This is a genomic window from Leucobacter chromiiresistens (genome assembly GCF_001477055.1).
Taxonomy (GTDB): Bacteria; Actinomycetota; Actinomycetes; order Actinomycetales; family Microbacteriaceae; genus Leucobacter; species Leucobacter chromiiresistens_A.
Genome location: NZ_LDRK01000015.1, coordinates 56,911 through 65,535, shown reverse-complemented (window position 1 = coordinate 65,535; position 8,625 = coordinate 56,911). Strand labels below are relative to the sequence as shown.

13 protein-coding genes are annotated in these 8,625 nt (G+C 70.6%); 3 read left to right on the top strand and 10 right to left on the bottom strand.

All coding sequences use genetic code 11. From position 1 onward, the window contains the following. The 5 genes from NS354_RS03430 to infC all read right to left on the bottom strand — a co-directional run. Positions 1–300 (bottom strand): LamB/YcsF family protein (locus NS354_RS03430; RefSeq protein ID WP_193750693.1); only part of this gene is annotated, 300 nt, incomplete at its 3' end. 74 nt (positions 301–374) lie between these two features. Continuing rightward, positions 375–1,187: a TrmH family RNA methyltransferase gene (locus NS354_RS03425; RefSeq protein ID WP_193750692.1), complete on the bottom strand. Its 813-nt coding sequence runs from the start codon at positions 1,185–1,187 to the stop codon at positions 375–377. 113 nt (positions 1,188–1,300) lie between these two features. Beyond that, positions 1,301–1,684, bottom strand: a complete 384-nt coding sequence (gene rplT / locus NS354_RS03420; protein ID WP_010156663.1) for a 50S ribosomal protein L20 — start codon at positions 1,682–1,684, stop codon at positions 1,301–1,303. Between the two features lie 51 nt (positions 1,685–1,735). Next, positions 1,736–1,930, bottom strand: a complete 195-nt coding sequence (rpmI, locus tag NS354_RS03415; protein WP_010156662.1) for a 50S ribosomal protein L35 — start codon at positions 1,928–1,930, stop codon at positions 1,736–1,738. A gap of 76 nt (positions 1,931–2,006) precedes the next feature. Next, the gene (gene infC / locus NS354_RS03410) at positions 2,007–2,570 is read right to left on the bottom strand and encodes a translation initiation factor IF-3 (RefSeq protein WP_430735993.1); all 564 of its coding nucleotides are present in this window, start codon (positions 2,568–2,570) and stop codon (positions 2,007–2,009) included. Positions 2,571–2,851: 281 nt separating this feature from the next. Here infC and NS354_RS03405 point away from each other — a divergent pair, with 281 nt between their 5' ends. Genes NS354_RS03405 through NS354_RS03395 form a run of 3 tightly spaced genes read left to right on the top strand, consistent with a single transcriptional unit; the run spans position 2,852 to position 4,376 of the window. Beyond that, positions 2,852–3,241: a DUF1844 domain-containing protein gene (locus NS354_RS03405; RefSeq protein ID WP_058593207.1), complete on the top strand. Its 390-nt coding sequence runs from the start codon at positions 2,852–2,854 to the stop codon at positions 3,239–3,241. Positions 3,242–3,250: 9 nt separating this feature from the next. Further along, the gene (locus NS354_RS03400; protein ID WP_058593206.1) at positions 3,251–4,057 is read left to right on the top strand and encodes an AzlC family ABC transporter permease; all 807 of its coding nucleotides are present in this window, start codon (positions 3,251–3,253) and stop codon (positions 4,055–4,057) included. Further along, positions 4,050–4,376 (top strand): branched-chain amino acid transporter permease, encoded by a 327-nt coding sequence (locus NS354_RS03395; protein ID WP_058593205.1) that lies wholly within the window; start codon positions 4,050–4,052, stop codon positions 4,374–4,376. Before NS354_RS03400 ends, NS354_RS03395 begins: the two co-directional genes overlap by 8 nt. 24 nt (positions 4,377–4,400) lie before the next feature. Here NS354_RS03395 and NS354_RS03390 read toward each other — a convergent pair whose 3' ends face one another. The 5 genes from NS354_RS03390 to NS354_RS03370 all read right to left on the bottom strand — a co-directional run bounded on the left by NS354_RS03390 (position 4,401) and on the right by NS354_RS03370 (position 8,594). Beyond that, positions 4,401–5,294: an SseB family protein gene (locus NS354_RS03390; RefSeq protein WP_058593204.1), complete on the bottom strand. Its 894-nt coding sequence runs from the start codon at positions 5,292–5,294 to the stop codon at positions 4,401–4,403. Positions 5,295–5,311: 17 nt separating this feature from the next. Beyond that, a complete protein-coding gene (priA, locus tag NS354_RS03385; protein ID WP_058593203.1) occupies positions 5,312–6,058 on the bottom strand; it encodes a bifunctional 1-(5-phosphoribosyl)-5-((5-phosphoribosylamino)methylideneamino)imidazole-4-carboxamide isomerase/phosphoribosylanthranilate isomerase PriA in 747 nt (248 codons plus the stop codon). A 106-nt stretch (positions 6,059–6,164) separates the two neighbouring features. Then, positions 6,165–6,857 carry an imidazole glycerol phosphate synthase subunit HisH gene (gene hisH, locus NS354_RS03380; RefSeq protein ID WP_430735992.1) on the bottom strand — a complete coding sequence of 231 codons (693 nt, stop codon included), beginning with the start codon at positions 6,855–6,857 and terminating at the stop codon, positions 6,165–6,167. Next, positions 6,854–7,462, bottom strand: a complete 609-nt coding sequence (gene hisB / locus NS354_RS03375) for an imidazoleglycerol-phosphate dehydratase HisB (protein WP_058593213.1) — start codon at positions 7,460–7,462, stop codon at positions 6,854–6,856. Before hisB ends, hisH begins: the two co-directional genes overlap by 4 nt. 43 nt (positions 7,463–7,505) lie before the next feature. After that, entirely contained in the window at positions 7,506–8,594 is a 1,089-nt protein-coding gene (locus NS354_RS03370) for a histidinol-phosphate transaminase (RefSeq protein ID WP_058593201.1), read from the bottom strand. Positions 8,595–8,625: the final 31 nt, after the last annotated feature.

Sequence of the window (8,625 nt, the reverse complement as noted above, 5' to 3'; positions counted from 1 at the left end):
GCGCGCGAGCGCTTGCACGGCCCCGACCTGGTAGATGATCTCATCGGCGAGCTCGCCGGGGTCGTAATCGATGAAGCGCCTCCCGAACCCCGCGAGATCGCGGTACCCGGGGTGCGCGCCGATGGCCGCCCCGGCCTCGGCGGCGGCCGCGCACGTCGCGCGGATGCCACTCGGGTCTCCCGCGTGGAAGCCGCAGGCCACGTTCGCGCTCGATACCGAGGCGAGCACGGCGGCGTCGTCGCCGAACGCGTAGTGTCCGAACGACTCGCCGAGGTCGCAGTTCAGGTCGATGCGCAGCATCCGACCATTCTCGCAGGCTCGGACGGGCGCAGGCGCGGGCCCGTCAGCGAGCGGACCGCCCCGGCCGCAGCCCGTCAGCGGCTCCGCTGGGCGAAGGCGGTCTCGTACAGCAGCACGCTCGCCGCCGTCGCGAGATTCAACGATTCCGCCGCGCCGTAGATCGGCAGCCGCACGGAGCGGTCGGCGAGCGCGCGCTCGGCCTCGCTGAGCCCGCGAGCCTCGTTGCCGAAGATCCATGCGACGGCTCCGTCGAGCTCACCCGCGGCGCGCGCTTCGAGCACGTCGGACCCGCGCACGTCGGCCGCGAACGCGGTGAGGCCCGCGTCGCGCACGGCGTCGACGGCATCGCGGAGCGTCGGGGCGACGGCCACGGGCAGGTGGAACAGCGAGCCCGTCGTCGACCGCACGACCTTCGGATGGAACGGGTCGATGCTCTCGCCGGCGAAGATCACCGCGTCGGCGCCCGCCGCGTCGGCGGCGCGCAGCACGGTGCCCGCGTTGCCGGGGTCGCGGATCTCGTGCAGGATCGCGACGAGGCGAGCGCCCGCGGCGGCCTCCGCAGCACTCCCCTTCCAGCTCCGCGCGACGGCGACGACGCCCTGCGGGGAGACGGTCTCGGACATCGCGGCGATCACGTCGTCCGTCGCGCGCTCGAGGCGCACCCCGGCGTCGGAGGCGAGTCGGTCGACCTCGACCTGCCAGCTCTCACTGCCGAGGGTCGTGTACACCGTCTCCACGAGGTCGGGCCGGTGCACGAGCAGCTCCCGCACGGCCTGCGGCCCCTCGACGAGGAATCGCCCGTGGGCGCGACGCTCCTTCTTGCGTGCGAGGGAGGCGATTCTCCGCACGCGCTCCGACTTGGTGCTGCTCAGGATCGCGTCGCTCATGCGTCCAGCCTATCGGCGCGCGCAGACACCCGGGTCGTGCGCCGACGCACCCCCGGGTATACGCGAAGACCCCCGCTTCCGGAGAAACGGGGGTCTTCGCGGGGAAGAGCTGCTTACGCGGCCTTCGGAGCCGAGGTGTCCTCGGGGAGAGCCGACTTCGCGACCTCGACGAGCGCGGCGAACGCGGCGGGCTCGTTGGTGGCCAGCTCGGAGAGCATGCGGCGATCGACCTCGACACCCGCGAGGCCGAGGCCCTGGATGAAGCGGTTGTAGGTCAGGCCGTTCGCACGTGCACCCGCGTTGATGCGCTGGATCCACAGGCGGCGGAAGTCGCCCTTCTTCTTGCGGCGATCGTTGTACGAGTAGACGAGCGAGTGGATGACCTGCTCTTTGGCCTTGCGGTACAGGCGCGAACGCTGACCGCGGTAGCCCTCGGCGCGCTCGAGGATAACGCGACGCTTCTTGTGGGCGTTGACGGCCCTTTTCACTCTTGCCATTTCGGTTCTTCCTTAGAAAGTTCTCAGATGAAAGCTATGCGCTCGCGCCGGTCAGTGACCGAGGAGCTTCATGGCCTGCTTGGCGTCGCCCTTGGCGAGCACCTGCTCGGCGTTCAGACGGCGCTTGCGCTTCGAGGCCTTGACCTCGAGGTTGTGGCGCATGCCGGCCTGCTGCTTCATCAGCTTGCCGGAACCGGTGAGCTTGAAGCGCTTCTTGGCCCCCGAGTGGGTCTTCTGCTTGGGCATCGATTTCTCCTTGTTGTGTGCGAGCCTCTCGGCCGCGGATTGCGGGGTGGCGCTGCGCACGGCAGCGCACCGCAGTTCATTCGCCGTCCGACTCCGTACTGCTGGACTTGTCGGCCCGACGAGTGGCCTTCTCCTCGGCGCGACGAGCGTTCTGCTCGGCCTTCGCCTCGGACTTGTTCTTGAGCGGGGCGACGACCATCACCATGTTGCGGCCGTCGATGCGCGGGTTCGACTCGACGACTCCGTACTCAGCGATGTCCTCGGAGAACTGCTGCAGCAGGCGCACGCCCATCTCGGGTCGCGACTGCTCGCGGCCGCGGAACAGGATCATCGCCTTCACCTTGTCGCCCTGCGACAGGAAGCCGACGGCGCGCTTCATCTTGGTCTCGTAGTCGTGCGTGTCGATCTTGAGTCGGAAGCGCACCTCTTTGAGCACGGTGTTCGCCTGGTTGCGGCGGGCTTCCTTCTGCTTCTGAGCTGCCTCGTACTTGAACTTCCCGAAGTCCATGATCTTCGCGACGGGAGGCTTCGAGTTCGGGGCAACCTCGACGAGATCGAGATCGGCGTCCACAGCCATGCGGAGCGCAGTCTCGATCGGCACGACACCGACCTGCTCGCCACTGGGTCCTACCAGTCGCACCTCGGGGACGCGGATTCTGTCATTCGTACGGGGATCGCTGATCGCCGGCTCCTCTGATCTCAATGGTGGGCGCTCCTCGCGGGAGCCACGGACATCGAGATCAGGACCGCGCACGCGCCGTCCCACACCCTTGTGCAGCTGCCGAGTGATCGGCGGGGTGTCAACTACCCGGTAACCTGGAATCGGTGCCGGGTGGGAGAATCTCCACTTCCGTGATCTCGGCAGAACGCCGAGAACCGACAACATCGTAGCACACTTACCGCAGGAGCAGACAGGATCTCATGACCGAGCACACCGCCGAACCGGCATCCACCCCCACCGACGCCGCGGAGTCGGAGCAGGCGAACGTCTCGCAGGCCACGCGCGACATCGCGGATGTCGCCGCGGTCGAGGTGATCACCACCGCCGCGGTGCACCTGCTCAGCGCCGCAGCGGTGAAGGTCGGGCTCGCCGACGATCCCGAGTCGCAGATCGACCTGGACGAGGCGCGCAAACTCATCAACGCGCTCGCCGGCCTCATCACCGCCGGCGCCCCCGAGGTGAGCGACATGCACGCCCGCAGCCTGCGGGACGGACTGCGCTCGGTGCAGCTCGCGTTCCGCGAGGCGTCGGTGATCCCCGATCCCATCGGCCAGGGCCCGGGCGAGAAGTACACCGGCCCCGTCAACTAGCGGCGCGCCGTGCCCCGCCCCTCCGCCGCAGGCCCCGCCGAGCGCGCGCCCCGCTCGGTGCGGCTCGCGGAGGTGACCGCCGGCCTCGGCGATTCGCTCGGCGTCGGCATCGGCATCCTCCCGCTGGGCGTCGCCCTCGGCGTGCTCGTCGTGCAGGCGGGGCTCCCCTGGTGGCTCGCGCCCGCCCTGTCGATCGGCATCTTCGCGGGATCGGTCGAGCTGCTCCTCGTCAGCATGATCGCGGCGTCGACGCCGCTCGTGACCATCGCCGTCACCGTGTTCGCCGTCAACTTCCGGCACGTGTTCTACGCGTTCTCGTTCCCGATCTCGCGGGTCTCACCCGGCATCCCCCGCGCCTACTCGGTGTACGCGATGATCGACGAGGCCTACGCGACGTACGTGCTCATGGACCGCGACCGGCTCTCCTCCGCCCGCATGGTCTCGGGGCAGTTCGCGATGCAGGCCTACTGGGTGGTCGGCGGGCTCATCGGCGTCGCGCTCGCGTCCGCGCTGCCCAAGCCGATCGAGGGCTTCGAGTTCGCGCTCGTCGCGCTCTTCGTCGTCATGACGCTCGACGCGGTGCGGAGCCGCCGTGAGGTGCCGTCGGCGCTGCTCGCCGCCCTCGCTGCGGCGGTCGCCATCGTCGCGGCTCCCGGCAACGCGCTCCTCGTCGCGCTGCTCGTCTTCACCGCTCTGCTGACCGGCCGCTACGCCGTCTCCCGTCTCCGCCCGGCGCCGGAGCGCGCCGCGGAGCCCGGGACCTCGGAGCTCGGCGACCCGGCCGATCCGACCCGCGAGGAGACCGATCGTGCCTGAGCTCGGCTATCTCCTCGCCGCCGTCGCGATCGGCTCCGTCGTCACGATCGCCCTGCGCGCACTGCCGTTCGCGATCCTGAAGCCGCTGCGGCGCTCGAAGTTCGTCGCCGCGCTCGGGCGATGGATGCCGGCGGGGATCCTCTGCATCCTCGCCATCGTCATCCTCCGCGACGAGCTCGTCGCACGCGCCGACCACTGGTGGGCGGTGCTCGCCGCCACGGCTGTGACGATCGTCGTGCACCTGGTGTGCCGTCGGCGCGCCGTCATCAGCGTGGCGGCGGGCACCGCCTGCTACATCCTGCTGATCAACCTCGTCTGAACCGGCCGCCCGGGCGACGTCCGATCACGCGGCCGCGACGGGTCGCAGCGTCAAGGAGTCGACTCTCCGCGCCACGATCTCCGATGCGGCGATGCGGGCCTGGAGCGCCTGAAGCACCTCCCGATGCGCGTCGCCGACCGACTCCGACATGCGGAGCAGCACCGTCACCTCCGGCTGCAGCAGGCGGTTCTCGAGCTCGCCCGGAGCGATCCAGAGCGCCGCGATCCGCGGATCCGCCGCTCCCAGCACACGGAACTCCTCCTGCACCGCAGCGTCCGCCCACGCGGGCAGCACCCGCTCGCCCAGCGCCAGCGCCTCGAGCGCCGTGCGACGCACGCCGAACTCGCGCTCCGGCGTGCCGGGGTCGATGATGATGAGCTCCGTGCCATCCTGCGCCGCGGCCAGAGCCGCCTGGGAGCCGGGCACGGGAATCGGCCGCGCCTCGGGGTTCCAGCGCCGCAAGGTCTCCACGGAGGAGAATACGGGCAGCACGCGCCGCCCATCGGGCGCCGCGACGGACACGATCGACAGCTCCTGCGACTTCTCGACCGTGCGCCCGTCGGGCGTCTGCCCGAGCTCCCCCGCCTCCGCGAGCATCGGCACCAGAAAGCGCTCGGCCGCGAATCCGGCGATCGCCTCCGACTGCGCCTGCGCGACGCGGCTCACGGCGGACCAGTACTCGGCGGCCTCACCGGCCGTCTGCGCCGCATCGGCGGCGTCGCGCACCGCGCGGATGAGCGCCGTGACGTGCTCCGAAGCGCGGCCGTCGTCGTCCGCGAACGCCGTGTCGTGGTGATCGAACGTGCGTCCGGCCCACGGGAACCCCGCGGAGTCGGACGGCCCGCCGGCGCTCAGGCTCTCGGGTACCCCCGTGCTGCGCGGCGCGTCGCCCGTCGACGGCAGCTTCTTGATCGCCATGCGCGCGGCGTCTCCGCCTACCGGCCCGCGACGTCGAGCGCGGCGGGCAGCGAGAACGCCCCGTCGTAGAGCGCCTTGCCGATGATCGCGCCCTCCAGCCCGTCGTCGACGAGGTCGCGCAGCGCTGCGATGTCGTCGAGGCTCGAGACGCCTCCCGATGCGACGACCGGGCGGTTGGTGCGCGAGCACACCTGCGCGAGCAGATCGATGTTGGGCCCCCGCAGCGTCCCGTCCTTCGTGACGTCGGTGACGACGTAGCGGGAGCAGCCGGCCGCTTCGAGCCGATCGAGCACGTCCCAGAGATTGCCGCCCTCCTGGGTCCAGCCACGAGCGGCGAGGGTCTCGCCGCGCACGTCCAGCCCCACCGCGACCCGGTCGCCGAAGCGCGCGATGACGGCCTCCGTCCACTCGGGGTTCTCGAGCGCTGCCGTGCCGAGGTTGACGCGCGTCGCGCCCATCTCGAGCGCCGCCTCGAGCGAGGCGTCGTCGCGGATGCCGCCGGAGAACTCGATCTTCACGTCACCGGCGCGCTTGATGATCTTGCGGGCGACGGAGACGTTGCTGCCCCGGCCGAAGGCGGCGTCCAGGTCGACGAGGTGGATCCACTCCGCGCCCTGATCGATCCAGTCGAGCGCGGCGTCGACGGGACTGCCGTAGTTCGTCTCGGTGCCGGCCTCACCCTGGGTGAGCCGCACCGCCTTGCCGTCGACCATGTCGATCGCCGGAAGCAGCTGCAGCCGCGGACGTTCGGCGAGTTCGCTCATGAGTGGTATCTCCTTCTCGGGGTGCGGGTCGGGTCTTCGAGACGCGGGCTCGCGAGCGCCGCCTGGTCGGGTGCGGGGTGCCTCCGACGGGCGCTCGCGACAGGGCTTACAGGGTGTCGATCCAGTTGCGCAGCAGCCGGATGCCGGCATCGCCCGACTTCTCGGGGTGGAACTGGGTCGCGCTCAGCGGTCCGTTCTCCACCGCGGCGATGAAGCGCTCGCCGTGCTCCGCCCAGGTCACGAGCGGGCGGGTCGCCTCGGTGCGCCCCTCGATGGACCACTCCGTCGCCGCGTTGCTGTGCACGAAGTAGAAGCGTTCGTTCTCGAGGCCGGCGAAGAGCCGGGACCCCTCGGGCACCTGCACGGTGTTCCAGCCCATGTGCGGCAGCACGGGGGCGTCGATCTCGCGCACGGTGCCCGGCCACTGGCCGAGCCCCTCGGTCTCGACGCCGCGCTCGATGCCGCGGGAGAACATGACCTGCTCGCCGACGCAGATGCCGAGCACGGGACGGCCCCCGGCGAGCCGGCGGTCGATGAGCTCGTCGCCCCGCACGGCGCGCAGCTGCTGCATCACCGCGTCGAAGGCCCCGACGCCGGGCACCAGGAGACCGTCGGCCGCCATCACCGCGGAGGGGTCTCCCGTCAGTTCGACGTCGGCTCCCGCGTGGGCGAGCGCCTTCACGGCGGAGTGCACGTTGCCCGAGCCGTAGTCGAGCACGACGACCCGCTTGCGACGGGCTCCATCCGCGGCTGCATCGGAGCTCGCTGGGGTGCCGCCCCCCGCCTGCTGATCGCTCACAGCGCGCCCTTGGTGGACGGCACGCCGTGCACGAGGGGGTCGAGCGCCTTGGCCTCGCGGAAGGCGCGGGCGAAGGCTTTGAACTCGGCCTCGGCGATGTGGTGCGGATCCCGCCCCTCGAGCAGCTTCAGGTGCACGGTGAGTCGCGCGTTCAGTGTCAGCGCCTCGAAGAAGTGCCGCACCATGGAGCCCGTGAAGTGGCCGCCGATGAGGTGCAGTTCGAAGCCGGCGGGCTCCCCGGAGTGCACGAGGTACGGCCGCCCCGAGATGTCGACGACGGCCTGCGCGAGGGATTCGTCGAGCGGCACCAGCGCGTCACCGTAGCGGGAGATGCCCGCCTTGTCGCCCAGCGCCTCCAGGATCGCCTGACCGAGCAGGATCCCCGTGTCCTCGACCGTGTGGTGGACGTCGATGTGCACGTCGCCGACCGCGTTGACGGTGAGATCCGTGAGCGAGTGGCGCGCGAACGCGGTGAGCATGTGATCGAAGAACGGAACGCCCGTCTCGATCTGCGACGTTCCGGTTCCATCGAGGTCGACGCGCACGCTGATCTGCGACTCGCTGGTGGAGCGCTCGAGCGATGCGGTGCGGGGTGCGGCAGTCATGGTCACCAGTCTATCGGCGTCGCGTCTCGCGACGGGCGCTGCGTCAACCCCGCGCACCTCCCGGCCCGAGCGCCGCGATCGCGTCGATCACGGCGCCGGTCTCGGCCTCGGTGCCCGCGGTGATGCGCAGGTGCCCGGGGATGCTGAGGTTGCGGATGAGGATCCCCTGCGCGCGCAGCTCCGCGAACGTGGCCTCCGGATCGGCGAAGCCGCCGACGAGCAGGAAGTTGGCTCCAGAGGGGTGCACGGTGTAGCCGAGCTCGGTCAGGGCGCCGGCGAGCCGATCCCGCTGCGCGCTGATGTCGGCGACGGTCGCGAGCATCGCGTCCGCGTGCCGGATGGCTGCGGTGGCCGCCGCCTGGGTGAGCGCGGAGAGGTGGTAGGGCAGACGCACGAGGCGCAGCGCATCGATCACGGCGGGGTCGGCCGCGAGGTACCCGAGTCGCACTCCCGCGAAGGCGAACGCCTTGCTCATCGTGCGCGACACGATGAGCCGGTGCCGCCCGGGGAGCAGCGCGACCGCGCTCTCGCGCTCGGTATCGAACTCCTGATAGGCCTCGTCGATCACGAGCATGCCCTCGAAGGCATCGTACGCGGCGAGGATCACCTCACGGTCGAGCGTCGTCCCGGTGGGGTTGTTCGGTCCGCACAGGATCGCGACGTCGGGGCGGTGCTCGCGCAGCGCGGCGACGACGCCCTCCGGGGTCAGCGCGTAATCGTCGGGGCGCTCCACCCCGATCCAGGCGGTGTCGGTACCGGCAGCGAGCAGGGGGTACATCGAGTAGGTCGGGGTGAAGCTCAGCAGCGAGCGCCCGGGGCCGGCGAACGCCTGCAGCACCTGCTGCAGCACCTCGTTCGATCCGTTGGCCGCCCACACCTGGTCCGCGCCGAGGTCGTGGCCGAGATAACCGGCGAGCGCGTCGCGGAGCTCCGAGAACTCGCGATCGGGATAGCGGTTCACGCCGGTGACCGCGCGAGCGAGCGACTGCACGATGTCGATGGCGACGTGCTCGGGAATCGGATGCGTGTTCTCGTTCACGTTCAAGCTCACTCGAACCGCGTCCTGCGGTGCGCCGTAGGGCTGCTGCCCCACGAGATTGTCACGGAGAGGGAGATCGCTCAAACTGGTCACCCGACAAGTCTACGACCGCCTCGCACTCCGA